Here is a 25,317-nt window from a genome sequence, read left to right as displayed (position 1 = left end):
CTGATTCTACCCGGTTTATTTTCAGGTGTGGCTTCGGATGGTCAAACCCTTTGGGTAGCCGACTATTTTAATGGTGATATTGTACAGGTTGACATTGATGGAGGCTTATCAACAGTCACCACTTTCGAATTAGATTTACAAGGACCTGAAGGGATCGCTTTAGATCAAAACGGTAAGCTGCTGGTGGTTGAAGTAGGCGCATCTCGTCTCTCCAGAATAGAGGACCTTTCTTCAGGAGAAATAACCGTACTGGCAGACGGTTTTAATTTCTTTGATGGCTTTCTGCCAATCTTTCCTCCATATTGGTTCTTTGACGGTGTAACCGTGGGACCATCTGGTGATATTTATGTAACCGGTGGCGGAGAAAGAGTCATTTATAAGATTCGTGCCAATAAAGTACGCTGAAATTAAAAAATAGTGATAGGACCTATTTGGAATACAAACCCGGTTGTAAAGACCGGGTTTTTCAATGCCTGAAAATCATGTTTTATAGCTCAGTGAAAAGTATTATATTCCTGTGAATTCTTAATTTATTTTGTGATGAAACCCAAGCTTATACTCGTTGTTTTTGTAATGCTCCTCACCTCCTGTGCAACCACCAAAACCTTCCCGGTTTCCGAGCTGGCTCCTGCCGCTGAGATCACCGTAAAGCAAAAGACCGATAATAATGACAACAACGAAATCACGGTAAAAGCCAAATACCTGGCAAGTCCGGATAGGGTTAGTAGCGATGCCACCACTTATGTAGTGTGGTTGGTAAGTGAGGAAAATGGCTTAAAAAATATCGGGGCACTTTACAATGAGAACGGGGAAGATTCAGAGTTGCAAACCATTACCTCCTTTGTGGGGACGGAAATTTTTATCACCGCAGAAAAAGAAGCCGATATCTCGCGGCCCGAGGGGGTGGAGATAAGCAGGGTAAAGTTGTAAGAGTGACTCAATCGTAGTTAATCCGGTCTCGTATACTCCCATCTTCCCGGTGGATGATCACATCGGCCTTGTACTTCCTGGCCAGTCTTTTGGCTTTATTGATGGCGGTATCCTGGCGCCGGTGCTTAGAGGTAATCCGCTTATTCCCTTCACGTCTCACAGCCCAGGCGTTTTCGTAAGGCACTACATGCTGGTGCCATGTCCTGCCGCGTTTGCTTCGGCTCGAACTTTTAAAGAACAGCTCTACAAGCTCAGTTACTATATCTATCCAGGATCTGGATGAGTTGTTTTTGGGCATTTTGAATTATTAATAATCCCCAAGATACTGTTTTCAGGTAAAGTAATGCGCTGGTTTGCGTCTAGCGGTAAACTTTCGATCGATTCATTTAAATTGATAAAAAAAACCGCATTCGGGTTTCCCTAAATGCGGTTTGAAAGATTTGAGGAAAAATGGGGTTATTCCTGCTTCTCAGTCTCTTCCATTTTTTTCAACTGCTCTTTCTTTTCCCGAAGTTTGTCCTTGCCTTTTTGAATACTTTCTTCAAGCTCCTTCAATTTAGTTTCCATTTCGGTCAGCTTTTCTTCTTTTTTGGAAATTACAGCTTGGTCTTCTCCTGTTTCTTTTGCCTTTTTGACGCGTTCACGGGCCTCATCAAGTGCCGTTCTGCCGCGCCGCAGGGTGCGTTCGTCCTCTTCAAGAGCTGCTTCGGTTTCAGCTAGTTTCTCACGGGCCTGAGAAGCACGGTATTGTCCAAATTCACGGCCACTCATATCGCCCTTATCCCGACCATATGCATTTCCTTTGCCCTTATAGCCTTTGTCGACTTTTTCATTTCGTTCACGAGCATCTTCCATGGCCTCATTCTCACGTTCCCTTGCGTCTTCGGCACGATCACGAGCGTCTTCGGCTTCGTCCTCCATTCTTTCGCGTTCGTCTTCAGCTTTATCTTTGCCTTTTTCACGGGCTTCTTTCGCTTTATCCTTGCCTTTTTCACGGGCCTCCTGTTCTTTCTCTTTTACTTTTTTCTTGGCTTTCTCTTGTTCGTACTCTGCTGTTTCCTCGGCATTTTCACGCTCCTCTTCAGCACGTTCATTTGCTTTTTCGCGCATTTCCTTGGCCTTTTCCTTGCCTTTTCCTTTTCCTTTACTCTGTGCTTGTCCAACAGCTATAAAAGCGAATGATAAAAGCGTTGCTAAAAATATTCTTTTCATAAGATCAGTGTTTAAATGCTATCTAATTGTTTAATTAATTCATCTACCTCTTCGGCTTTTTTGTGAATTTCTTCAGCCGTGGAATCGATCACTTGTTCTACAGATTCTATCTCTTCAATCTGACGGTCTAATTCCTTCTGTTCTTTTTGGGTATTCCTACACGAAAAAGTGAGCGCCCCGCAGAACATAATTGCTAAAAGTGTGGTTTTAAATTTCATAATATATATGTGGTTTGTCTTTATATACGTTAAGACACAGGATTTAGACGGAAGTCACATAAAATTGGAAACGATTTGCTTAGGCTTTAATACCTTACTGGGAGGTGTTGCTTTTGGACATCTGGCATCTTTCTGATCTTTCCGAAGATACTATTTTCAACATAGAAATATTGAGGCGCTGTATTTATGAAAGGGTGATCCTGCTTTAATCACTCAAACCACCTCTCCGGACAGTATTAGGTATAATTCGTCCCTTGCTTTACATATAGAGATTATAAATAAATTATCTTTTAAAGGCCAACTAAGATCAGACTTTGTATTCTTCTATCCCCTTTATTTTAGAAGAGGACAATAACATATTTGATGATACTTCACAATCCAAAGATCATTCCGGGGACTAGTTACCCAGGGTGATTTTTATTGCCCATTATAGATTTAACCTCCTAAAAATGAGGTAAATAAAGAGTTTTTTTAACATTTTTTTATTATATTTAGTAACTAGCTATAGTAGCTATGCTTTTCAACTTTATTGTTGTTTGGGAAATAATTAATTTAATACACTAATTATGAGTAAACACACAAGTAAAGTCCACGGGAAACTAAATTTTTTGATCGTGGCCATTGTATTAGTGATTGGCGCTGTTTTCTATTTATTGGTAGAGACAGGCGCAATTCAGTTCAATTCTTCAGAACTATCGAGTTCCGGGGATAAATCTATCAAAGGGGCTAAAAAAGCTCAAAAGTACGACAACAGAAACGACGTTGAAGTCACCCTCGATGGAGAAGACGTTCAGGAATTCCTGAATAATCAGGATTTTCAGAACATGATTGCAAATCCAGAATTTGCAAAGCTCGTTGCATCGGCAGACTTTCAAAAGATGATGGTTTCAGCTGATTTCCAGAAGATGATGGCTACAGCCGATTTCCAAAAGATGATGGCCGCTGCTGATTTTCAAAAGATGATGGCCACGGCCGACTTCCAAAAGATGATGGCTACAGCCGACTTCCAGAAAATGCTGGCTGCACCTGACTTTAGAAAGATGTTAGCCGCTCCTGATTTTAGAAAAATGATGGCTGCGCCCAATTTCCAGAAGATGATCACCGCCGCTGATTTTCAAAAGATGATGGCTTCCGCTGAATTTAAGAAGTTAGCCTTATCAGCTGATTTTCAGAAGATGTTGGCTGCACCCGCCTTCCAGAAAATGGTGGCTTCGCCCAACTTCCAGAAGATGATGGCTTCGGCCGACTTCCAGAAGATGATGGCTGCACCCTCGTTCCAGAAAATGATGGCTGCACCTTCCTTCCAAAAGATGCTGGCCGCACCTTCATTTCAAAAGATGCTGGCTGCACCCGATTTTCAGAAGATGTTAAGTGCGCCTAGTTTCCAAAAGATGGTAGCTGCGCCTAACTTCCAGAAGATGATGGCCTCGGCCGACTTCCAGAAGATGATGGCTGCACCTGATTTTCAAAAGATGATGGCTACTCCTGATTTTCAAAAAAGGATGGCGACTGCGGACTATTAAAATGGCAGTTTGACAAGCAATTAAAGGAGGAAATTTTATTTTCTCCTTTTTTCTTTCAATACCAACTTTAATATGAAAAAACCACTCTTTTTTACTCTTCTGTATCTTTTGTTTTTGAATACTGTGTTTTCTCAATTCAATAAAATTGAAACAAATGAATTCAACATTGTAAGCACAAGTCCGCAGTTCGATTATGTCTTAAATCACGCTATACGTTGTTCCCATAACGCCCTCGAATTTCACAAAACTTTATTCGACTACGACCCACAGGAAAAGACGTTTGTGATGTTTCAGGACTTTGGGGATTACGGAAACGGCGGAGCAACTTCCCTACCAAACAATCTTATCTCTACCTGTATTTCTCCCTTAAACTACGCTTTTGAATCTAGTGTAGCCGGGGAGAGGGTTTTTTCAATAATGAATCACGAACTCGTTCATATAGCGGCTTTAGATAATGCTTCAAAAACCGACTTGTTCTTTCGAAAAATATTTTTTGGGAAGGTAAAGAGCTCCAGTGATCATCCCATCTCTATGTTTTACAGCTATTTGAGCAATCCCAGATATTACTCTCCGCGATGGCTGCACGAAGGGATTGCTGTTTTTGTAGAAACCTGGATGGATGGCGGACAAGGAAATGCTCTTGGCAATTACGATGAAATGTTCTTCAGGACAAGGGTTCTTGAAGGCAGCAGGATGTATTCGCCCCAAGGATTAGCTTCTGCCGGAACCTCAGCCGATTTTATGTCGAAGGCCAATTATTATTACTACGGCACCCGCTTTGTAAGTTACCTCGCCTACCAACACGGCCCTGAAAAATTGATTGAATGGGTAAAAAGAAAAGACGGAAGCAAAAGGGGATTTGCTGCGAGTTTTAAACAAATCTATGGGGTTTCTGTCACCAATTCCTGGAATAATTGGATTGAATTTGAGAAGGAATTTCAAAAAAGGAATATTGAAAACTTAAAGGAGAGTGAGATCAGCAGGGATGAGTTGATCACCGATAAAGTCCTTGGCGGGGTCTCCTTTGCCTATCACGATAAAAAGAGAAATAAAATCTATGTCGCCGTTAACTATCCCGGAAAAATACCTCACATAGCCGAATTGGATTTAGCCACAGGAAGAATAAAAAGACTCAAGGACGTAAAGGGACCAACCCTGTTTAATGTTACCTCTTTAACATATGATGAAAAAAATGACCTGCTTTTTTACACTACCGACAATGACGAGAAAAGAGATTTAAATGTATACGATTTAAATACCGGCCACTCAAAACGATTACAGAAGGACTGCCGTATCGGCGATCTGGCATTTAATAAAGCAGATGAGTCACTATGGGGTGTAAAGCACCTCAATGGGATCTCTACCCTTGTAAAAATACCTAAGTCGGTTCCCGGCAAACCGGAAGCTCAAAATTACTCCACCTGGGAGCAAAAATACACCCTGCCTTATGGTTCTGATATGTTCGACATGGATATATCCCCGGACGGCCTCAGCCTTAGTGCCGGATTTACCGATATCAATGGGAACCAGTTTTTAAATATTTATGAACTCAATTCCTTTAAACCTTTTGAAAAGGACAGTATTAAATTCAAGGAAGTCTTCAATTTCGAGGTGGCCTCTCCCCAGAGTTTTAAATTCTCTGAGGACGGCAGCTATTTGTTGGGCTCTTCCTATTACACAGGTGTAAGTAATATTTATAAGGTAGATACGAATACGCTAGACATAGAGATCCTTACGAATGCACTTACGGGATATTTCAGGCCCATCCCCATTGATGAGGAAAAGATATTTTCCTTTAAATATACCAGCGATGGCTTTGCGCCGGTTTACGTCTACAATGAAGGGAATATTGAAGTTGCCAACATAGAGTTTTTGGGCAATAAAACGGTTGAAAAACATCCGGAATTAGAAGGTTGGAGGACAGACGTGCCCAATTTTGGAAATTTCGATGATGAGCGCCTCAATGCAAAAAAGGGGGTTTATATTCCCGGGAAAGAAGTTAAATTAACCTTCGCCTACCCCACACTAATAGGGTACAAGAATAAATTTGGCCTTGGCTACAGATTCAAGTTTCAGGATCCTATAGGCTTTAAAACCATCGATCTTTCCCTGTCCTATACCCCAAACAGCTGGGATAACGGTTTAGATGATTCGGAGAGCGATATTCTAAAGGACGAACAATTTCATGCTGCTTTTAAGTACTCAACGGCCAAGCTGACAGGATTTTTAGCGGGCACTTATGACTTTTACGGATTTTATAATCAGGCCGACTTTTATGACTTGTTCGGGCCTACCAAACGATCCAGAAAAGGAATAAACATCGGCATTGATCACAATCGGTCTTTGATCAATGACAATCCCAGAAACCTCGATTTAAATTTTGGCGCCAGTGCTTTTTACGGTTTAAACCAATCTCCTGAATTTCAACAAATCAATTTTGCAGATGACGATTTTAATACCAACCTATTTTACAACGTGTATACGTCGTTTTCTTACAGGGACCTGAAAGGATCGGTTGGTGCGGTAGACGCAGAAAAAGGGATTAAATCGTCTCTAAACCTGTCTAATTCTATCACAGAAGGCAATTTTTATCCCAGAATACACGGGGCGTTAGATTTAGGCTTTCAGTTACCGGTGGATCACGCATCCTTTTGGATCAGAAGTTCTGCCGGAAATTCCTTTACGAAGAGGGTGAACCCGTTTACCCGATTTGGTTTTGCGGCCTTTGGAAATAATATCATTGACAATTCAGCATCTAAAAGGTACAGGGGAACCTTCTCTTTTGCCGGTTTGAGTTTTGATGCGGATAAAAGTATTATCGCCAAAAGTTTTTTTAAAACCACCTTAGAGCTTGCCCTACCTCCTCTGAGGTACAGAAAAGTGGGGTTTTTTAACTTATTTGCCACCCATTCTCATGCTACGGTTTTTGCCGGAGGATTATTTACCAGAAACTACGAGGCCACAACGGTAGCAGGTCCGGTTTCATTTACAGGCCTTTCTGAGAGTTTCAGAAATATAGGCTTTCAGGTAGACACCAGGCTGGTTATGTTTTCTCATTTGTCTTCAACCTTTTCCTTTGGGTGGGCAAGAGCTTTTGAAATTGGAAATGACAACCGGTCTTTTGACGAATGGATGGTATCCTTAAAATTCTAAGAACGGAATGAACCCGATACTTAAGACAAGTCTGTTTACGAGCATTATAGTTACAGCACTATTTGTTGTCTTACTCTATCCATTGGTATTGATTGATACCCTGAAGATCTATGACCTGATACTGGTAAGCCTCTCTGTTTTCCCCGGTTTTTTCATAATGTCATTTATTTATTATCTGGATGAGCAGGACAAAGAGCCGTTGTGGCTACTAGCTATAGCCTTTATTCTGGGAGGGGTGAACTTGCTTTTAGACATCAATGTTCTGGATTACTTACTCAGTGCCAATACCATTGAGAATTACTTTTTAAATGCCGGTATGGAAGCGCTCACGGTTTCCTTAACGGAAGAAATTTTAAAGTTTCTGGTGGTCATCCTGATCATATATCCGAACAAGCATTTTGACGAACCTTTTGATGGCATAGTCTATTCCGTTTTTGTAGGGATGGGTTTTGCCACCATCGAAAATCTGACTTTTGTCCTGCAAGGCTCCGCGTCACTGGCGGTACTGAGAATGGTTACTGCGGTGCCGGCGCACTTTGTATTTGCGGTAATTATGGGGTATTATCTGGGCAAGGCCAAAAGCAGGAAGAAAGCGCAATTGGGGTATATCCTTCTTTCCATTTTAATCCCCGTAATTATTCATGCCTTGTATGACTTTTTCTTATTTATAGAGTTGGTCAAAGGCGTTTGGATTGTTGGCATTATTACCCTTGTGTTAGCATTATTCATTGCCAAAAAGTCGATCCAGGAACACATGGAGGCATCTCCGTTTAAAAAGTGAATTAAAGGAGACTGAGAAGCTTGCAGGCTCGTGCCAGTAACACTGCCATCCTATGGAGTTGTGAATAGGGTTAATATAAAAGGGTTGAAGTTCTCCTGATTCTTGTCTTGATTACTTTTTCGGATATCTTTTTTGGAAAGAAGATATAGATTGCGGGAAATAGCTGTATGATGAGGATTTTCAGGATAATTACACTAATAAAAAGTCCCACACTCAGGTGGGACTTTTTATTAGTGTAATTATTAAAAGCTTAATCCACTATGGTAAAGGTGCCGGTCATCGAGGCGTGGAATTCACAATTATAATACAGAATATCCGGTGCATCGGCTGGTACGGTGAAGGTCACGGCTCCTGCCACTGCGCCGTTGTCCGTAACTCCTTCATTGTATAGGTCCATTGTGCCGGGTCCTTGTACTTCCTTGATCAGAAATGGGTGTCCGGGTGCATCAATGTTAAAGGTATAGGTAGAACCCCTTTTGAGTGTTAAATCCGGATTGCTGAAATCGGTAAGTTCTTCTCCGTTAAAGACATAGGCAGTGGCACCGTCATTCACTACGTCATAGGTTTTCGACTCATTTCCATCTCCGACATTGGATCCAATATTACCTTGCGCCACAATGGTTGCCAGGTCATCATTACTCAGGTGAACATTGATATAGGCATTAGCAGTCAAAAGATCGGTATAGGATACCTGTGCGCCTCCCACAAGTTCGCTTACCTGTGTCTTGCTGAGTCCAGTATCGCCATTGACAGAAGTTAATCCTACAATGATGGGTCCTGTGGTCGCGATATCATTCTCGTGGATGTGTGCGGGGTGAGAACCACCTTCGGGGGTTCCTGTCAGTTGAATAGTAACCAGGGTGGTACCATTAACTCTTTCCTCAAAAAGAGCAGTTCCGCTAATTCCGGCTACATCTTTTTCTGCTAAATCATAGGCAATAGATTCTCCTGTCAGTTCATTTTGACCGATATCTCCCTGGGCCACCAATGTTGCCAGGTCGTCGGCACTTAAATGCACATTGATATATCCATCAAACGACAGGACATCAGCAAATCCAAAAGCGGATCCATCGTCCAGTGCGGCCACATTTGTCTTACTGATCCCCGCATCTCCTATGACAGGATTAAAGGTAAATGCAATGCCGCCACCTTCAGCTGCCGTGTTGTTGTGAATATGTCCTGGGTGCTCTCCCCCCGCTGGCGTATTAGCAAGTTCAATAACTGCAAGGGCTTCTCCATTTACACGTTCTGAAAATGTAGCAGTACCGCTAATATTCGGTACATCGACGGCATCCAAAACGTAGGTCTTGGACTCGCCTGTTAATTCATTTTGCCCGATGTCACCCTGAGCGACGATTGTTGCCAGTTCCTCAGCGCTCAAGTGAACATTGATATACCCATCAAAATCCAGGAGCCCTTCGTAGGTTATCGGAGTACCATCATCCAGTGCGTCCACGGTAATGCTGCTTTCACCGGAATCCCCATCTACCACTCCAAGCGACAGCGCGATACCGCCTCCTTCTGCAGCGGTATTAAAGTGGATGTGGGCAGGGTGCTGGCCTCCGGTAGGGGTGTTTTGCAAAGCCAGGTCGATGGTTACTGTACCATCTGTGTTATCCGTAAAGGTAGCTGTACCCGAAATCTCAGGAACTGCGGCTGACCCCAAGGCGTACGTTTTGGAATTCAAGTTCACGGGATCGGGATTCCCGTCGTTATACGGGGAGTCATCATCATTACTGCAACTCTGTAGTCCGAAGACCAGAATAGCTGCAGAAAAAAGGGAAAGAAGATTTTTCATAGCTTTTTGTTTAACTTTTTGCACCATTTAATAAACAATTTTACAAATACTTTATCAATCTCCCTGTTAAGCAAATGATAAATAATTTTTTTTATGATCCTTAACACGCCCGCTTAACTATGAGGATATGCTTAGGTATCACTCATTTTTTCTTGTTTTTTGTACAGGGAAGAACTGGTACTGCAAATGGGTCCGAGCTATCCCTTAAGGTGAGGTGGTTTTGAAAAGATATTTTCGCACCTGGGTTGGGGGCTGACGCCAACGACAAAATCGTGCCCACTCCTGCAATCCAAGTAGCCTTGCAATGTTTTAAAAAAGGATATTCTGTTCTAAGTGATGCCTGGGTTCATTCCCGGAGGAATGCTGCCATCCTATGGAGTTGAGAATAGGGATTAACCTAAAAAGGTTGAAGTTGTCCTGATTCTTGTCTTGATTACTTTTTCGGATATCTTTTTTTGCAAGAAGAAATAGATTGCGGAAAACAGATGTATGATGAGAGTTTTCAGGATAATTACGCTTGTTATCTGCTTAACCCTGGTTCTAAGCTGCTCTAAAGAAGAGGATCTGCAACTTACATCATTTCAGGGAATTGTTTTAATAGATGGAACCACTGAGCTTTTTACCAACGGCCAAATTGAAATCATTGGCAGTGAATTAGGGAAATATGGGAATTTTAGAAAATCATTCCCGATAGGATCTGATGGCACATTTAACATTGAGGTGGAGACAAAGAAGATCCATAATTTTCAAATTAACCTGGAATCGCCTGATTATGATACGATTTATCAATCGTGTACAGGCTCCGGCATTACCGGATTTTGCACCCTTATGGAACCCGGAAAAGCGCATACCAATATTCAGGTCTTTGCGCAAATCATCGATGGGGAATAGAATGGAGGTCTCAGGTCTTTAGGGGGATTAGAGGAGGCAGCAGTACAACTACTGCGTAGCTACACCGCAATACAATTCCAGCGTAGTAAGCACTATTCCATTTGTTCTTTCAAGGCATCTATCTGTTCATCGAGATTCCGGATCACCGGGTTTGAGGGATTTGATGTTTGCAGCAATCGCCTCTTGGCCGCGTCTAATTCCAGTATCCGGGAAAGGAGGTCAGGCTCCTCTAAGAGAGATAAGCTATCCAGTTTGTTTCGAAGACGGTTTCTTGTTTTGTCGAGGTAGTAAAAAGCGGGAGAATTCTGCTCCTGAGCTTCGAGCAGGGTAATCATATCTTGCTCAATTTCCTGGAGAAGTTCCTTCATGGAGCTTTGAAGCTCGGGGTTCCCCGGGGTGATCTCCCGGTCAATACTTTGTGCACAGGAAAGAAACAAAATTGAAATGATAAGGGCTGCTTTTTTCATGGTTTAAAAGTAAAGAAAATGAGTATGTAGCGTTAGCCACATCCATGGTTTTTGTCCCCATGGTCCTAATAACCATATGGGTGGGTTCATTCCCTTCGGAAATGGATCAGAGAGGGCCCGTTCCTGCAAACCTGTCCTGCTGGATGCAGGATAGCAAAACTGACATCTTTAAAATAATACTGAAAAAAACTCGGACACCTGGGTTGCTTCCTCCTGCGTCGGAAGCGATCAGAATAGTCCCTCGCCTGCAAATAGAAAACAACGCTTTGCAAAGCAAAGCGCCTTTTTACATTTCCATTCGAAAGGTCAAACGAGTTTGGCTTTCTCGCGGAAATGTAAAAACCCACGCTATCAGCGTGGGTTTTCTGCTTGATGTGGTCCCACCTGGGCTCGAACCAGGGACCCCCTGATTATGAGTCAGGTGCTCTAACCAGCTGAGCTATAGGACCCTGTTCACTTACGTGAACAAATTACAAATTCCAAATCCCAAGCCCTTTCAGGCTCTACAAGGGACTGCAATATTACTACTTATTTTGCGATGTCGCAACCTCTTTCAAAGTAGAAAAAGAAAGAGAAACAGAGAAAATCTGCTTCCATAAACCGCTTTTATAATCAGGCATCCAACAGATTCTAAATTATTAATTACATTAGGCAGGGTAAAACCAACCCCCTATGATCCAATTCTTCAGAAGAATCAGGCAAAGACTTCTTGCAGAAAACAAGCTTACCAAATACGTTCTCTATGCCACCGGTGAAATCCTGCTGGTCGTCATCGGGATACTGATCGCCCTGCAGATCAACAACTCCAACGAAGCCCGGAAGCAACGCGAACAAGAGCTACACTATCTCAAAAACCTGAAGACAGACCTTATCCTTAATATTGCTGAACTAGACCGGTATATCACCACAAGGAATTCAAGGATCGAATCTGCCAATTATGTGCTGGAGCATTTTGAAGGGAAACCCCTGACGGACCTGAACGCCTTTGCCTTCCACACCACCAATATCTATATCTGGCAAAAGTTTACCCAACAAGACAACACCTTTCAGGAACTCATCAATTCGGGGAACCTCGCCCTGATCTCCAATGACAGCATCAAAAACGGCCTGCTTAACCTGCAGGCACTCTACAAAAAACTAAAGAATGAAGAAGAACACTTCCGCTATGATGCTGAGATTTTACTCTATGAACCTTCTTATTCTGTACTCGACCTGAACCCCATTGTAAAAAACTTTACCTACCAGGTTACTGAGGGGAAAGCCGGGGAGAATGTGGAATTACCCAGGGAGAACTACGAGGCCATGCTCAAAGACCTGAAACAAAAGAATGGCTTTGTAATGGCGGTCTACGAATTCTCGGTCATGAACGGGCAATTCAATGAAATGAAGGCCATGTGCGAGGAGATCATTCGCCTGATCGACAAGGAAATGCAGACGGAAAACTGAGCTGATACAAAGCACCCGTTGAGTCTGGACGAAACCGTAACCGAACCCGCCTATTCCACCACCTTCAGACTAAGAATTCTGAAATCCTCAAGGGGTCTGTTCATATCATCGGTATTCACCTTGGCGATGGAGTGGATGACACCCATCCCCTCCACTACTTCTCCGAAGACAAGGTATTTCTGAAGCAACCCCATGCGCTGTTTGCTATCTTAGAATAAAAATATATGATGTCTCGTTTACTTCCCATTGTCTTGCTGCTACTTTTTTCGTGTGGCTCTTCTAATGATCCTCTACAGAATGATAGCTGGGTTTTGAACAGTACTTATGCCTATATGACCCAGACAGAGCAAATGGCCGCAGAACTCAACTATACGGAGAAAGTAGCGTTTATCTCAGACGGCCTATTTCTGAAATCCCAGACCAGGGACGGGGAAACCACAACCATTGAAGGCCGCTGGGTAGCTAACGAACAAAATGGGAACTCAGGATTCAGGGTCACCTATGCTCAAAACCATCCTTTAATCAGAAACTGTTTTGTTGAACCGGAGGAATTCTACTTCTTCTCCGGGGATTTACTTATCCAGTCTGACTTTACTCCCTGCGATGGGCCGGAATATCGATATGTGCGCTCACCCGACTAAGCTGCTTTAATATTTCATTCAGGGGAGTCGACCATAAAAAAAGCCCCTGCCATAGCAGAAGCTTTTTCCATTTGATGAAAAAACAAGCACTAGCTTAAAATTCCGTACAACCCTACAATAAATCCAAGGGCTATCAGCAATAAGATAACTTCAAGACTGATGTTCAGGGCCGTTAAGATCTTGTTTAAAATGGGGTGTTTTTCTGTATTTGTTTCCATAGCGTGGGGATTTAATACATTCATTTTCTCTCTATAAGATACCCATTCTTGTGGTGAACCCCCTTAAAATTGTTGTGAAACCCCTAAATCCTGTGGTAAAGGTTAAAACGGAGGGCCATACACCGATAAAAGCCGATAAACCGCATGCACCCAGCCCTGATCTATTCTTCCCATAAACGCCCCCTGAACTTATTGTACAAGAATGAAATGATCAGCAGTAAAACACCCAACAGGACAAATAAGCCCGTTTTAGCAAGCGTGTTTAGGTTGGCCAGATCATAGAAAACAAGCTTGATCAAAGTAATACCAAATAGGACCAGGGCAGCGATACGAAGCTGTTTTTGAGCCTTCCAGATGCCAAGGCTGATCAGTGCCAGGGCATAAATTCCCCAAAAAACAGTCATCCATAGTTTATAGATTCCTCCGGCCCCTGCAAGGTTTAACCAGTGGATCAATTCGCTGCTTAATACCCATAAAAGGGTAATGGAGAGCATGAGATTTAATGCCGGGGTAAATACTTCCTTTTTATAATTGGCCCTTAGATAGCGATAAGAAACAAGGATAACAACTGTCATAAGTAGAAACGCCGGATAACGGAACAGCAGATGGAATATTCCGGCTTCAAAGCCTTCATTGTAATTCTCACCCAGGTAGCTCTCCCTGAGTTCACTCAGGTCATATAAGCCTACCGTCAGGAAATACATTAACCCCAATCCTGCCAGACTAAGTCCTAATATTCCGAGTGCCTTGCTTTTTATCCATCGGGAATTGATTAAAATCAGGGCCGCGGTATATCCTAAAAAATACATCATCCCCCAGAGGGATTGAAAAGTGATAAGATCGTAATTATAACTCCCGCCAATTCCAAATTCACCGGTTGCAGAGGCCTGAAATTGCCGTTCCCAGTAATAATTAATTTCCAGGGCAACCGAAGCGTAAAGGCTCAGCAATAACAAGCTCGCCAATCCTGTGGATAGGAGTTGCCATTTCCCATTGTCACCCGCAAAAGCACCGGGAAACTTCTTATTGTGGTACAGCAAATTCATATAACCCAAAACCGCACAAAAAATCGCGGAAGTGAGGAAGGTGGGATTCAGGAACACCAAAGATAGTTCTTCCGTATCCCCATAAGCCCAAACCCAATCCTGCAATAGGCTTATCGAAGACAATAACAGCAGGGGGTAGGCGAGTTTTTCGTAAATTGCCACCTGCTTTGTTTTCCCGATATAGAAAAGAACCAGGGCTTCACCCAGCCATAAGAGGGTTACCCAGCTCCCATCCAGTTCAACAGGAATGCTCAGGGTAAGAAAGACAAGGACCATTCCGGAGATAAGGAAATAGATATTCTTGTCGATCCCCTTTTGGCGGTAGACCATAAATCCCACTCCAAGATGTAAAAGGGCATTCCCCAAGGTGAAAAGTCCGAGGTAATTTTCCCCTTCAACCTGACTAGTCAGGAAACCGTATCCCAGGCCATAGAAAATAAAGGAATTGGCAAGCACCAGTGCAATGTCTAGCGGGTTGTACACTTCTTTTCTCAATATTTTGTAGGCCAGGAAAGTTGCGTAAAAAAGCAGAAAAAAGAGTGTGCTAAAGCTTAGGGCAAGGATAAAATGCTCCTTGGCCTCATAGGCTCCAACACCCCAGCTGATCACAATCAGCCAGCTCAGGCCGAAAGCGACCAGGTATAAGGGCTTCCAGTACTTTTTAAAGGCAACCACCAGGATACCACCGTTGATGATGGCCATATAACTAAATAAGACCAGGGCTTTACCTTCACCCTCACTCAGCAAAAATGGAACGGCATAAGCGCCTACAAGGCCAATATGCGCAATAAATTGCTTATTTAGTCTTAAGGCGGCCAGAACAGTAGCCACTGTAAACAGTACCATCATGAGAAAGGTAATATAGGCGGGAAACAAATCGTAAAATGCATAGGCCGCATAGGTGATAAAATAAAATATGGCCATGGCTCCGCTGAGGAGTACGGCACTAAAATTCTCGTATTTCCTAAGTAAGCGGAAACTTACAGCCAATAATCCTGCCCCTACGAGATAACCCAGCAGGATCCGGATAAGCGGACTAATGAGATCGTTGTCAATAGAGTATTTTGCTCCAATACCAACACCAATGATGAGCACAGCAATGCCTATTTTACTGATGATGTTTTCTCCGATATATTTTTCCATATCGGAAGCCGTCTTGTCCTGTCCGGCCCGGGAAAGGACTTCTGCTTTTTCCAATCCCACTTTAGGTAGATCGGAAAACGCCGGAGATTTACTTTCTTTTTCCGGCAGGCTTAGCCATAAGATCAGGTAAACTACTGCACCGATGCAAAACAAAAGGGTAAAGAGTACCCAGAGGAAGCGCATCAACAGCAAATTCATTCCAGTGCTTTCGGCGATCCCGGAACACACACCTCCCAGTATCTTGTTTTGCCTTTTTCGATAATACTTTTTCTCAGAGATCTCTTTTCCAACAGTATCGGCCGTTTCCTTTGGAATATCGGCTACAGTAGACTGAGCTTCTTTTTCGGATGTTTTTAAGGCAGGAGCATTTATTTTATTGTCCTTTTTCAGCTGCTCTATCTCGGCCTTAAGGCCTGCTATCTCCTCTGAAAAATGGGAGTGTACCTGTCTTAGGAGTTCCAGTTTTTCGGTAAGACGATTGATTTGGTCTTGCTGATTTTCCATAGTACAGGGAAATGTGAGGCCAGGTTTAATTGTAAGGCTTTGGCCGGCTAAAGATAGGACTAAATATCCTTGCCCAAAGCTTCTTCAAATGCGTATTAATTTTTAAATTTGGCGTCTTTTCCGAGGTATATTCCCGGGGGAAAAGATAGTTTTGAATGGTCTAATCTAATCCGTTAAACATGCTGAAGAAAATAGGAATTGTTTTAATCTTTGCCTTCGTTGTGCTCCAGTTCTTTCGTCCGGAGAAAAACAACAGCAATGACCTCACCTATGATATTACTACAAAATACGAAGTACCTGAAGAGGTAGAAAAGATCATGAGGGTTTCCTGTAATGATTGCCATTCCAACAATACGGTCTACCCATGGTATGCCGAAATACAACCTGTGGGCTGGTGGTTAAATGACCATATTGAACACGGGAAAGGCCATCTCAATTTTTCTGAATTTACCAAAAGGCCTATAGCCATACAGAATCACAAATTTGAGGAAACGGTTGAAATGGTTGAAGAGAAAGAAATGCCTTTGGACAGCTATACCAATTTTGGCCTGCACCCCGAAGCCAATCTCACAGATGAGCAGCGACGACTGATCATCAAATGGGCTAAAGATCAAATGACCTACCTGGCAAAGACCTATCCGGCAGACAGCCTGGTGATGCCCAGCAGGCGATAATACCTATTTCTGCATTTTCAGGTAATAGTCTAGTGAGTGCTTCCCGGAGCCATAGAAGATAAAGAAGCCGCAAATCAGGAAAACTACGACAGCCTGGACGAGGTTGCTGACTATCATCACGCCCAGGAAATTGGTAAGGATGGCACCTAAAAGGATGGGAATTTGCAAGGCAACACTCCACCGGGTTAACAATCCAATAATGATAAAAAAACCACCTACAAAGTGGGCTGCGGCTACGTAATGGATCAGCATCATGCTTCCCGGAAGCTCTCTGAAAGGATCCATCACTAGCGCCATGGCCTCTGCATCAGACATAAAGTTGACTCCCTTTAAGATGAGAAAGACGCCCAGGGCAGCCCGAACCAAATCGAGCCCGTAATACGTATGGGCATTGGCCCATTTATTCCATGCCTTTATTGTTCCCATAACGCAGAATTTTTATGATTACCTTGTTTAAGGTACTCATTATTAGGCAGATCACAAAAATTTAACGCGCGATTCTCCGCTTCGTGTAAGGGGTATTTTATCCGGATCGAGTTGCTCACTGAAGTTTTCCTTTAGCTTGACTAATTTTGGCCTGATCACGTTTTTACAGAATGGTTTCTCCGGATCGCGGCGGTAATAATCAAGATAAGTCTCCGTATTTAATTTAAAATCCTGAAACCGCAGCGGCCGGGTTATCAATTTTTCCGGATATTCAGTTTGTAGTTCTAGAAGGTGCTTTTCCACAATAGCCTGCTGAGCTTTGGAAAACACATAAACTGCAGACCGGTATTTAGTTCGCATCTGATGGGCTGAGGTGGCACTATGGGTCTGGAGATGGATCCTCAATAGATCAGATAGCGAAATAACAGAGGGATCAAAACAAAGAAGGATTGCCTCTGAGAAAGAAGGAAATTCACGCGATGATATCCATCCTTGTCGCACCTCAGAGACTCCTTTGAGGCCTTGAAAGATCGCTTCTGTGCACCAATGGCAACCCCCGCCAAGTCCGATTTCTTGTATCATTTCAGATGATCAGTTTATTATGACAATTTATAAAACGAAATCTCATAGTCGGAAATTAAAAAGCCCCCTGACAATGATCACGCAGGAGGCTTTTCTTTGATTTGGGGGAATGACTCAACTTACTTTTTCAGCAAGTCGCGAATTTCTGCAAGCAATTGCTCCTGACTAGGACCTTTTGGCGCTTCAGGTGCCGGAGGCGTCTTGGTCTTGTTATAAGCCTTGATGATCATAAAAAGGACAAAGCCTACAATGATTAGGTTAACAATAGTGTTGATCCACGCTCCGTAACGAATAGCGTTTTCGGCAATTGCACCGGGCTCTCCGGCTACACCGGACGCTTCGGTAAGGACGTACTTCAGGTTCGCAAAGTCGACCCCTCCGGAAAATTCACCGACAACAGGCATCACGATGTCGTTTACAAATCCGTTTACCACCAGGCCAACGGCTCCGGCAAGGATAACGGCTACGGCAAATTCAATGACATTGCCAGTCATAATAAAATTCTTGAATTCTTTAAGCATTGTTTTAAAGTTTAAATGATTATTAATGTGTTAAGTGTAAATAAAGTTCTCTTAGAAGGAATAACTCAGACCTACTGTCCAGTAGGTTTGTAAATCGTTATCCACTGTATCAAAAGTTTCCGTCGTATTCCCAAGGGTATTCACAGAATAATTAAGGGCTTCCTGCTTGTTGTTACGCAGGCCAAAATCGAAACCAACCCCAATCATTTTCCACAGCGTATAGGAGAAGGAGTTAATCCATGTCCAGTTGCTGAGGTCTCCGCTTTCGTAACTTTGAAATAAAGAGAGGTTACTCTTAAAGTTTACTGCTCCTACCTGACGAGTATAATCGGCAACGATCTTTGCTCCAAGGGAGGAGTTAAAGATGGTATCCTCGCTGCTGAAAACAAAGTTGTAGTTCAGCGGATGGAAGACCACTACCAAATTGTCTATGGGTGTCCATGTCCCTCCAACCCCGATATCGAGATATCCGGGATCATTAAAATTATTGAGGATGGTTGTCCGGTATTCACCAAGGGTAGATATAGCGAACTTCTCACTTAGTTTTCGTCCGTAAAGAGAGGAGATATTGAATACATCAGTAGCCTCCCGGAAGCTGTCTGAATCTGTGGGATCGTCCTTGTCATCGAGCTTCACCCATTGGAGATTCACATTCGCTGAATTACGCCAGAAGAATTTTTCCTCCTTCAGGTTGGCAAAGGCGTTTAGGGTAAAACCGATATTCCCGGCCGAATTGTTAGGGAATCCCTGGGTATACCAATTGCTAAAGCTCGAAAGATTAACACCTATGGTACCGAAGGCTCCGGTTTTCCACCCCGGAAGGGCATCGATCTGTGATTGCAGGGCATTGACCCTGCCCTGAATAGCGGCAATAGAATCTTTCTTTACCGCCTTTTCTGCTTTGAGTTCTGCTTCAGTTTGGGCATAAGCCAACATTCCTGCAGCCAGGAAAAAAGCTAGTAATCCTCTTTTCTTCATCGTTGTTGTATTTGTTGTTATGTGTAAATTTTCTTTATTGATTTATGATTGGTCATCTATGGAAGCATCGGCAGCATTTTTCTTTACCGAGGCGATACCGTTTTCCATCCCATTGGTATTGGAATACATTTCGCTGGTGCCAATGATCTGTCCGTTTCTCGCTTTCATATTAAAGTAGGGGCTTCCGTTTTTGGCCGTTTTCCGATCGAAACGCTTATCTGTTGATGCATTATTCATCACAGAGTGGATACCCTTTTTACAGCTCGCTTTGGTCTTGTAAGTCTCGCTGCTCAGGATTACCTGTCCGTTGGAAGCTTTCAGGTCGAACTTATACTGACCTGATTTCGTTTTTCTGATTTCAAATTTTCCCATTGTTCTGATTTTAATTTTTAATTATACAAATGTTTGATTTATAATTCTTTAGTGCAATATTCGGAGAAATTACCCATGATTTATCGCTTGTTCTCTCTTATTTCAGTTCTACCTTAGTTTGAATGAGGTCTTCAATTGGAATAACAATTTTCCCGTCCCTGGTTTTTACCGTAACCAGAATTCCCTCTATAGCCTCTATCGTACCTTCAAATTTCTTGGTTTTGATGGAGTCACCAACCGCATATGTCTTTCTGGCGTAAAAGGTATTGAGAAGTTTGGCTACCACTTCTCTCGACCCAAGTCCGAGCCCGATGGCAAACGCGAGAAGAAAAGCACCAATAACCAGGGTAATATTGCTGGTAATGATCGCAGTGTCGATTCCCGCCTGATTGAGTGCTGTAATAAGCACAAAGACAATAATCATATAGTAGACAATGCTGCTTACGATCTTGGAACCGCCGATTCCCATGGAATCAAAAATGCTGGTCAGAGCGCTTTTGATGAGTTTGGCAGCGTACATCCCGATCATAAAAATGACCACGGCGCTCAGCAATACAGGGAGATAACGAAGCAGGTTGGATATTTCCGTAGAGATAATAGTGAGCCCCATGATCTCCGCAGCAACGATTATAAATGTGATCCACAGGATTCCCTTGATAAAGCCCAATAGGATCTTGATCACATCTATTTTTATTTTGCTCTCCTCTCCAAAAAGACGGGCCTCGTTGATCTTTTCTGATAAGGCATCAATTCTTGCGAGTTTGAGGATCTTTTTCAGTACAAAGCCAATGATCTTGATGATAAGCCATCCAATGGTCAAGACGATAATTGCACCGAGAATTCCAGGTAAAGCTGATACAATGTCCTGGATGATGGTTGTGAGTGAGTCTGTTGCTAAGCTTCCTAATGTGTCCATAATAGTGTTGAATTATTTGAGATGTTATTGCTCTTTCCCCCGGGTTTTAAACAAACTCGCGAGTAGCTCTTTAGTATTTACCGTATAGAGGGAGGCGAGGTCCATAAATAGCTTCGCCGCAGCTACGTCCTGCATAACCTTTTTTTTCAGATTAGGCGGGGCTTCCATGATTCTCTTTCCGATATCCTTAAACGGATTTTGTACGTTTTCTGCCATTAGGGGAGTGCATTATAGGTTGCTAATGTTTTTGCCTTGGCTCTTTTCAGTCTCATTTTTACAGCGCTTTCACCAAGGTCTAAAAGGGCACATAAGTCTTTTATCGGGACATCGTCCTGATATTTAAGCAGCAGCAGAGTTTTGTCTTCAGGGGGGATTTGTTCCAGCACAATCTTCAATTTATCAGAACGCATGTGGAAGAAACTTCGGTCTTCTGCTTCAACAGCTAATTGATGTTCCCTGCCGTCGAATTTTTCAGTCTTCTCACTGATCTTTCGCCCTTTATTCCGGGTAATATAATTGACACAAAAGTTGTAAGTAATAGAATAGACCCAGCTCGAGAATTTAGAGATGCCTTTGAAGCTGCCTAATTTGATGAAAATAGTTAGAAAAACATCCTGGGTGAGGTCTTCGGCCTCGTCCTCAGAACGGGCAAAACCAGTACACTTTGTATATACCTTATCTGCGTACCTGTCGTAAATAATCCCAAAAAGTAAGGTGTTGTTCGTCTCTGCAATCTTCTCCACCAATTCCTCATCCGAGAGATCCCGGAATGGATGATCCTTGTCGAGGGAAGATTTGTTCCGCTCCCCAATGATTACCAGAAATAATTTTCTAAGTAAGCTTACCATGAGTTGTGGTTGGGTTGCCTTTCTGAGCAATGATAACAGGCGTCAAGATAGTGAAACATAAAAGCATGGTTGTATCCGGATTGCAGAGTGCCTCTGTTGAAGGGTATAATTTTGCTTTCTGATTTCATATTAGCTGATCCTTGTTCTCTTTTTGGGAATCGCCCCATACTTAAGACCCCATATTTTGATGGAGGTCACTTTTTCAGTAAAAAAAAATTAAAATAGTACAACAAAAGGGAGGTAATACATCTCTTAAAGTGGTTGTATCGAAAGGGGAAGCAAAAAAAATCCGGTAGTTTTAACTCCCGGATTTTTATGGCCCAATTGATGTAATGTTTAAGATTATAAAAGCCTTGATAACGCCATTTCCAATAGGGCATCTCCTTATTTGACCGCCAGAGAGGTGTCAAATTGATGTAAAGAGGAAGCGAGATAGAGTTCAGCTTCCTGGGCTAATTCGGCAGAATACCCCTGGTAGGCTAAAATAACTACCGTTGCTATTGCTATTAACAATAGTCCCGTACATATCCTGGCTCCAAATAATCGCGTTGATTCATCCATTAGATCATATTACTGGTATAAAATACAAGTTAATAAAAAGTTAATAAATTAACAATGCCTTAACAGAACTTTCTCTCAGCACCTTAGGCCATATAGGTTCTCGATATATTTTTAACAATTATACGTATCTTACAAAGAGAGAACAGTTCAATGAAAGTCCTTTGCCTTTATGTAATTCTTTTCAGTTTCCTTGGCTCTGTAAAGGCTGTTTACGGGCAGGAAGAACTGTCTACCCAATCAGATACATTTCTTCCCAAACTCTTCAGGCAAGAACTCCCCTTGCAAATAAAACTTCAGTATTCCAACAAGCAGGTAAAAAGGGAAACCAATGATAGCACCTACCTTACTTCTATGATCTGGTTTGAGGATGACAGTGCCTGGGATTCACTTCCGGTGCAGATCAGAGCGAGGGGTAATTTCAGGCGAAAAACCTGTTATTTTGCTCCATTGAAACTGAAGTTTCCTAAATCCCAAATCAAAGGAACCCTCTTCGAAGGAAGTAGAAAGCTCAAATTGGTCCTGCCTTGCCTCCTGGATCGCAATACCAGCGATTATGTTCTGCGGGAATACCTGGCGTATAAGTTATATGAAACCATTGCCCCCTACCATTTCAAAGTTCGACTTACAGAAATCTCTTTAGCTGAAGCCCGGGGCAAAAGAGAGGTAACACATAACGTATTCGGCTTTCTGATTGAGGACATGGATTATTTAACCGTTCGTTATAAGGGACAGGAAATAAAACGACTTATCCACCCCTTGCAACACGATCCCATTTCTTCAATACAGAACGACTTTTTTGAATTTATGATCGCAAATACAGATTATTCCACGAAGCAACAACACAATCAAAAACTCCTTTTTGCTGAAAATAAAATCATCCCCCTCCCATATGATTTTGACATGTGTGGGCTTGTCAATGCGCCTTATGCGGCAGTGACCAACATACAGAACTTATCGGGTTCCATCTCAATGGTCACAGACAGAATATATAAGGGATATGAACGCGAGCAGGCAGAGCTTCAACTCGTAAGGCAAGCTTATCTTGAGAAAAAATCGGAAATGCTCCGGGAAGCAGTCAAATTAAAGGTGTGGTTTCAGGACCCAGGACAATACCGCGAAGCTTATGATTTTCTCGCTTCCTTCTTTGAGATCTTGGAGGATGATAAAAAATTTGAGAAACAGATCCTGGGAAGGTTAAGAACCCGCTAAACTCCTATTTTCAGGCTCTTCCTTGTCAATAAATTTCTGGTAATGGTCAAATCGTTGAAAGATCTGTTCCACATATTGAAAAGGCTCCAATCCCCTGACATATCCAAACTTCACAACTTCGTGGTTGTAATTTTTGGGAAAACTCAGCGCCAGAATCATCTTTTCTACATGGTCGTCCCAAATGCTGTCTTTTAACCCTTTTTCACGGGCCAGATTTTGAGCGTCCAACACATGGCTGTATCCACAATTGTAGGCCGCCATCGTAAACTTTATCCGCTGTACCGAATCCGTTATTTGTTCAAAGTTTTGATAGAGCTGTCTCAGGTATTTTGAACCTGCCTTAATTACCTCTCCGGCATCTGCGGTCTCTGTTACCCCTAATTCCTGGGCTGTACCCGGCATCAATTGCATCAATCCCTTTGCTCCTGACCAGGATTCCGCATTCGGATCAAAACGGGATTCCTGATAAATTAGGGAGGCCAGGAGTCGCCAGTCCCACCCCAGCATCCTGGAATTCTCCTTTATTATCGGGTCGTACCGGCTGATCTGTTTTTGATTCAGGCTGTAAAACGGACTGTTTACCCGGCGCCTGAAACTCCGTTTATTTTTAAAGTACTTATTGTAAATCACGTAATAGTCGCTCTCCTTCTTTTCTTTCCTGATCCAGTCGTTGGTAGCCTTCAGTAATTCTGATGCTTCAGGTCTGAGCGCCCATGCTATGCGCTGTGAGAAACTGAGAGGAACCTCTACATCCAGATTGGGGTAGTAGGAGGCATTTATGGTAGCAAGATTTTTATCGGCAAGGGTATATTTTATATCGCCTTCAGCAACCATTTTGATGATTTCGTCTGTTGCATAATTTCCCGTAAGGGTATCAATGATGATTTCACCCCCGATCTCCCGGGATAGATTTTTGATTCTTTTAAAATAGGAGGAATTCTTTCTTACAGAGACCGTATCTCCAATAAGTTCAATAGGATCATTAACCATCGCTTCCCGGATATTATCCAACGTCATTTTTCGCCATCCGTCAGGTTTGCGTTGTACCAGTACTTGCTCCGTGATATAGAGGTATTCGGCAAAAGCCACTTCCTGTTTGCGTTCAGACGTAATAGCCAGGCCGTGCGCTACGATGTCTACATCGCCCTTTTGAAGCTCACTTAGCATCTCGTCCAGATCCCGGGAAACATGCAATTCTAATTCTACCCCCAGGTCGTCGGCAAGGCGTTTGAGCAATTCGTATTCATAACCCATGGCCTGCCCCCTGTACAGGAAATAGCTGGTGGCACTGTAAGCGATCAGAGCCCGTAGTTTGCCATCGGCTTTTATCTCCGCAAGGTCTCTGTTTGCTTGTGCTTTTTCAATTCTGTTGTTTTTTTCAACACTGTACTCTTTACAGGAGAACAACAACAGAAAACACAGTAAAAATGATTTTTTAAAATTGTTCATGATACAGGGTAGCTGAAGCCTAAATTCCAGCAAATCAACGGGTAAAATACTAAAATTTACGGAATGACTATCTGAACAGGAGAATTAAAGCACCCAGAGCAGTGAGAAAGAGGATCATTTTACGATAAAATGCCTCCCGGATAATCTTTACCAGTCGAACTCCGCAAAACAACCCCAGTGCCACCCCCGGAAGGAGTTTGGCATTTATTATAAGGGTGTCAAAGGTGATGGTTTTCCATACCAGGATGTGAAAGGGCAACTTAAAGAGATTGATGATTAAGAAAAGCCAGGCCGCAGTCCCGATAAATTCGTTTTTAGGAATCCTCATAGCCAGAAAGAAGATGTTTGAAAATGCTCCTGCCAGATTACCAATCATGGTTGTAATCCCTGCCATGACACCCATAAATCCGGCAAAACTCCAATGTGTGGGAACTACCTTCGATTTGCGCATATCCCACCAGGTCATCATCACCACACTACCTAAAATAACAATCACCATGGCTATTTTAAACGTGTCTTCGGGAAGGTCATTTCCCAAAATCACACCAAGGACCACGCCGCTCATCATCCAGGGCAGAAAGCGCCGGATATATTGCCAGCGTGCGTGTTTGTTGTAATATGCAACTGCAAAAATATCCCCGGCAACAAACAAAGGAACTAATAGACCCGTAGAAGCTCTGGCGCCAAAAGCCAGGGCCATCAGGGTAATAATGATCACTGCGATTCCTTTGACTCCCGATTTGGAAATTCCCAGCACAAAAGAGGCCATAAAGGCAAGGATCCAGGAAGTAAAGGTAATTTCCACAGGTG

At 42.8% G+C, this 25,317-nt stretch carries 29 protein-coding genes and 1 tRNA gene; 10 read left to right on the top strand and 20 right to left on the bottom strand.

Annotated features, from left to right (window positions below; genetic code table 11):
* Positions 1-27: 27 nt before the first annotated feature.
* Positions 28-405, top strand: coding sequence for an NHL repeat-containing protein (locus tag EQY75_RS12785; protein ID WP_129606450.1), 378 nt, complete (start codon positions 28-30; stop codon positions 403-405).
* A gap of 135 nt (positions 406-540) precedes the next feature.
* Complete coding sequence (locus EQY75_RS12780; protein ID WP_129606448.1) at positions 541-930, top strand: hypothetical protein; 390 nt, start codon at positions 541-543, stop codon at positions 928-930.
* A 7-nt stretch (positions 931-937) separates the two neighbouring features.
* On the opposite strand, the gene EQY75_RS12775 is transcribed toward EQY75_RS12780, so the two are convergent.
* The 3 genes from EQY75_RS12775 to EQY75_RS12765 form a co-directional block, all read right to left on the bottom strand.
* Positions 938-1,228 carry a DUF2188 domain-containing protein gene (locus tag EQY75_RS12775; protein ID WP_129606446.1) on the bottom strand — a complete coding sequence of 97 codons (291 nt, stop codon included), beginning with the start codon at positions 1,226-1,228 and terminating at the stop codon, positions 938-940.
* Positions 1,229-1,386: 158 nt separating this feature from the next.
* Positions 1,387-2,142, bottom strand: a complete 756-nt coding sequence (locus tag EQY75_RS12770; RefSeq protein WP_129606445.1) for a hypothetical protein — start codon at positions 2,140-2,142, stop codon at positions 1,387-1,389.
* 11 nt (positions 2,143-2,153) lie between these two features.
* Positions 2,154-2,360, bottom strand: coding sequence for a hypothetical protein (locus EQY75_RS12765; RefSeq protein WP_129606443.1), 207 nt, complete (start codon positions 2,358-2,360; stop codon positions 2,154-2,156).
* A 566-nt stretch (positions 2,361-2,926) separates the two neighbouring features.
* Between EQY75_RS12765 and EQY75_RS12760 the strand changes: the two genes are divergently transcribed.
* The 3 genes from EQY75_RS12760 (at position 2,927) to EQY75_RS12750 (ending at position 7,817) form a co-directional block, all read left to right on the top strand.
* Complete coding sequence (locus tag EQY75_RS12760; protein ID WP_129606442.1) at positions 2,927-3,883, top strand: hypothetical protein; 957 nt, start codon at positions 2,927-2,929, stop codon at positions 3,881-3,883.
* Positions 3,884-3,955: 72 nt separating this feature from the next.
* A complete protein-coding gene (locus EQY75_RS12755) occupies positions 3,956-7,036 on the top strand; it encodes a hypothetical protein (protein ID WP_129606440.1) in 3,081 nt (1,026 codons plus the stop codon).
* Between the two features lie 7 nt (positions 7,037-7,043).
* A complete protein-coding gene (locus tag EQY75_RS12750; RefSeq protein WP_129606439.1) occupies positions 7,044-7,817 on the top strand; it encodes a PrsW family intramembrane metalloprotease in 774 nt (257 codons plus the stop codon).
* Positions 7,818-8,067: 250 nt separating this feature from the next.
* Here EQY75_RS12750 and EQY75_RS14035 read toward each other — a convergent pair whose 3' ends face one another.
* Positions 8,068-9,615 (bottom strand): CHRD domain-containing protein, encoded by a 1,548-nt coding sequence (locus EQY75_RS14035; protein ID WP_165200656.1) that lies wholly within the window; start codon positions 9,613-9,615, stop codon positions 8,068-8,070.
* Between the two features lie 489 nt (positions 9,616-10,104).
* Here EQY75_RS14035 and EQY75_RS12740 point away from each other — a divergent pair, with 489 nt between their 5' ends.
* A complete protein-coding gene (locus EQY75_RS12740; protein WP_129606437.1) occupies positions 10,105-10,506 on the top strand; it encodes a hypothetical protein in 402 nt (133 codons plus the stop codon).
* A gap of 92 nt (positions 10,507-10,598) precedes the next feature.
* Here the strand turns inward: EQY75_RS12740 and EQY75_RS12735 are convergent, their stop codons facing one another.
* Positions 10,599-10,973: a hypothetical protein gene (locus EQY75_RS12735; protein ID WP_129606436.1), complete on the bottom strand. Its 375-nt coding sequence runs from the start codon at positions 10,971-10,973 to the stop codon at positions 10,599-10,601.
* Between the two features lie 375 nt (positions 10,974-11,348).
* A tRNA-Ile gene (locus EQY75_RS12730) sits at positions 11,349-11,422 on the bottom strand.
* A 223-nt stretch (positions 11,423-11,645) separates the two neighbouring features.
* Between EQY75_RS12730 and EQY75_RS12725 the strand changes: the two genes are divergently transcribed.
* Entirely contained in the window at positions 11,646-12,419 is a 774-nt protein-coding gene (locus EQY75_RS12725; RefSeq protein WP_129606435.1) for a DUF6090 family protein, read from the top strand.
* A gap of 50 nt (positions 12,420-12,469) precedes the next feature.
* On the opposite strand, the gene EQY75_RS12720 is transcribed toward EQY75_RS12725, so the two are convergent.
* Complete coding sequence (locus EQY75_RS12720) at positions 12,470-12,607, bottom strand: peptidylprolyl isomerase (RefSeq protein ID WP_217349962.1); 138 nt, start codon at positions 12,605-12,607, stop codon at positions 12,470-12,472.
* A gap of 36 nt (positions 12,608-12,643) precedes the next feature.
* On the opposite strand from EQY75_RS12720, the gene EQY75_RS12715 reads away from it, so the two are divergent.
* Complete coding sequence (locus EQY75_RS12715; protein WP_129606432.1) at positions 12,644-13,060, top strand: hypothetical protein; 417 nt, start codon at positions 12,644-12,646, stop codon at positions 13,058-13,060.
* Between the two features lie 89 nt (positions 13,061-13,149).
* Here EQY75_RS12715 and EQY75_RS14355 read toward each other — a convergent pair whose 3' ends face one another.
* Both EQY75_RS14355 and EQY75_RS12710 read right to left on the bottom strand, forming a co-directional pair.
* Positions 13,150-13,278, bottom strand: coding sequence for a hypothetical protein (locus EQY75_RS14355; protein WP_281278410.1), 129 nt, complete (start codon positions 13,276-13,278; stop codon positions 13,150-13,152).
* A 161-nt stretch (positions 13,279-13,439) separates the two neighbouring features.
* Positions 13,440-15,971, bottom strand: coding sequence for a DUF2339 domain-containing protein (locus EQY75_RS12710; protein WP_129606430.1), 2,532 nt, complete (start codon positions 15,969-15,971; stop codon positions 13,440-13,442).
* A gap of 179 nt (positions 15,972-16,150) precedes the next feature.
* Here EQY75_RS12710 and EQY75_RS12705 point away from each other — a divergent pair, with 179 nt between their 5' ends.
* Positions 16,151-16,645 carry a heme-binding domain-containing protein gene (locus EQY75_RS12705; protein ID WP_129606428.1) on the top strand — a complete coding sequence of 165 codons (495 nt, stop codon included), beginning with the start codon at positions 16,151-16,153 and terminating at the stop codon, positions 16,643-16,645.
* A gap of 3 nt (positions 16,646-16,648) precedes the next feature.
* Here the strand turns inward: EQY75_RS12705 and EQY75_RS12700 are convergent, their stop codons facing one another.
* The 9 genes from EQY75_RS12700 to EQY75_RS14030 all read right to left on the bottom strand — a co-directional run bounded on the left by EQY75_RS12700 (position 16,649) and on the right by EQY75_RS14030 (position 21,849).
* The gene (locus tag EQY75_RS12700; protein ID WP_129606426.1) at positions 16,649-17,071 is read right to left on the bottom strand and encodes a DoxX family protein; all 423 of its coding nucleotides are present in this window, start codon (positions 17,069-17,071) and stop codon (positions 16,649-16,651) included.
* A gap of 51 nt (positions 17,072-17,122) precedes the next feature.
* Positions 17,123-17,653, bottom strand: coding sequence for a peptide-methionine (S)-S-oxide reductase (locus EQY75_RS12695; protein WP_129606424.1), 531 nt, complete (start codon positions 17,651-17,653; stop codon positions 17,123-17,125).
* A gap of 119 nt (positions 17,654-17,772) precedes the next feature.
* Complete coding sequence (gene mscL / locus EQY75_RS12690; RefSeq protein ID WP_129606422.1) at positions 17,773-18,174, bottom strand: large conductance mechanosensitive channel protein MscL; 402 nt, start codon at positions 18,172-18,174, stop codon at positions 17,773-17,775.
* Positions 18,175-18,225: 51 nt separating this feature from the next.
* Positions 18,226-19,152: a DUF3078 domain-containing protein gene (locus tag EQY75_RS12685; RefSeq protein WP_129606420.1), complete on the bottom strand. Its 927-nt coding sequence runs from the start codon at positions 19,150-19,152 to the stop codon at positions 18,226-18,228.
* A gap of 42 nt (positions 19,153-19,194) precedes the next feature.
* Positions 19,195-19,524 (bottom strand): YegP family protein, encoded by a 330-nt coding sequence (locus EQY75_RS12680; RefSeq protein WP_129606418.1) that lies wholly within the window; start codon positions 19,522-19,524, stop codon positions 19,195-19,197.
* 97 nt (positions 19,525-19,621) lie between these two features.
* Positions 19,622-20,440 carry a mechanosensitive ion channel family protein gene (locus EQY75_RS12675; protein ID WP_129606416.1) on the bottom strand — a complete coding sequence of 273 codons (819 nt, stop codon included), beginning with the start codon at positions 20,438-20,440 and terminating at the stop codon, positions 19,622-19,624.
* Between the two features lie 24 nt (positions 20,441-20,464).
* Positions 20,465-20,656, bottom strand: a complete 192-nt coding sequence (locus EQY75_RS12670) for a hypothetical protein (RefSeq protein WP_129606414.1) — start codon at positions 20,654-20,656, stop codon at positions 20,465-20,467.
* Positions 20,656-21,288 (bottom strand): RNA polymerase sigma factor, encoded by a 633-nt coding sequence (locus EQY75_RS12665; protein WP_129606412.1) that lies wholly within the window; start codon positions 21,286-21,288, stop codon positions 20,656-20,658. Before EQY75_RS12665 ends, EQY75_RS12670 begins: the two co-directional genes overlap by 1 nt.
* Before the next feature lie 384 nt (positions 21,289-21,672).
* Complete coding sequence (locus tag EQY75_RS14030) at positions 21,673-21,849, bottom strand: hypothetical protein (RefSeq protein WP_165200653.1); 177 nt, start codon at positions 21,847-21,849, stop codon at positions 21,673-21,675.
* A gap of 150 nt (positions 21,850-21,999) precedes the next feature.
* Here EQY75_RS14030 and EQY75_RS12660 point away from each other — a divergent pair, with 150 nt between their 5' ends.
* The gene (locus EQY75_RS12660) at positions 22,000-23,058 is read left to right on the top strand and encodes a hypothetical protein (protein WP_129606410.1); all 1,059 of its coding nucleotides are present in this window, start codon (positions 22,000-22,002) and stop codon (positions 23,056-23,058) included.
* On the opposite strand, the gene EQY75_RS12655 is transcribed toward EQY75_RS12660, so the two are convergent.
* On the bottom strand, positions 23,044-24,507 hold the full coding sequence (locus tag EQY75_RS12655) for an MltF family protein (RefSeq protein WP_129606408.1): 1,464 nt from the start codon (positions 24,505-24,507) through the stop codon (positions 23,044-23,046). The two genes, EQY75_RS12660 and EQY75_RS12655, sit on opposite strands and share 15 nt — an antisense overlap.
* Before the next feature lie 67 nt (positions 24,508-24,574).
* Positions 24,575-25,312, bottom strand: a complete 738-nt coding sequence (locus EQY75_RS12650; RefSeq protein WP_246019886.1) for a sulfite exporter TauE/SafE family protein — start codon at positions 25,310-25,312, stop codon at positions 24,575-24,577.
* Between the last annotated feature and the right edge of the window lie 5 nt (positions 25,313-25,317).

Source organism: Muriicola soli (assembly GCF_004139715.1).
Taxonomy (GTDB): domain Bacteria; phylum Bacteroidota; class Bacteroidia; order Flavobacteriales; family Flavobacteriaceae; genus Muriicola; species Muriicola soli.
This window is presented reverse-complemented; position numbering and strand designations above follow the sequence as displayed.